The sequence below is a fragment of the Campylobacter coli LMG 9860 genome (assembly GCF_000254135.1).
In the GTDB taxonomy this organism is placed as follows: domain Bacteria; phylum Campylobacterota; class Campylobacteria; order Campylobacterales; family Campylobacteraceae; genus Campylobacter_D; species Campylobacter_D coli.
The window spans coordinates 1-766 of the sequence record NZ_AINS01000167.1 but is presented as its reverse complement, the minus strand read 5'-3'; the positions used below and the strand labels follow the sequence as shown (position 1 = coordinate 766).

The window sequence follows — 766 nt, the reverse complement described above, 5'->3', positions numbered from 1 at the left end:
TGTGGTTTGTAATCAAACGACTTAGAATATTCTTGTATAGCCATATCTTCTTGGATTCTTCTTTGGTTTTCATAGCTTGAATTAGCTAAATCAACTTGATTTTTAACCATTTGAATTTTTGCTACTTCTAATTGGATAGCATTGCCGACATCTGTGCTTTCTTTAATATCTTTGGAATTTACTAATTTATCTTGCAATTTTTGGAGTGTTTGGCTAATTGTATCCATTTGTTTTGAAGCTTGATTATAGGTTTCTACTTGAGCAGCATAAGTGATTAAATTCATTTTGCAAATGTTTTTTTCTGATTGACTTAAAAAATCAAAATTACATCGATCAAAGCTCGTATATTTTCCAAAAATTTCATTACCTTTATCACTTAAAAATTTTTGTGGATCTCTTAATACATCATTGTAAAATGATTGAATATTTTGCCCAGATTCTGCGAAATCTGAATAAATTTGTTTTATATCTTTCACAAAAGATACCGAATCTCTTACACCTGTTTTTGATAAGAGTTCATCTTTGTATGCTTGTATTTGTTTTTGATAGTGTGATACAGTTTCAGTCCATCTTGAAGCATCTTTTGTCCATTCTGCTATTTGTTTAGCGTTTTGTGTAGCCATTTGCTGATTTGCTGTTACATCAACTACAGGAATACCAGCACCAAGTGAAAAGCAAGGCAAAATTAATATAGAAGTAAAAATGAGAATAGATTTTTTAAATTTTTGGATATAATTTTGTGGGGTTAGCCATAGGGCTGCAACCC

Annotated in this window: 1 protein-coding gene; it reads right to left on the bottom strand. The window is 30.4% G+C overall.

Annotated features, from left to right (window positions below):
- The coding region (locus tag CCO88_RS09960) for a type IV secretion system protein (protein ID WP_002841060.1) at positions 1 to 766 on the bottom strand (766 nt) is incomplete at both ends.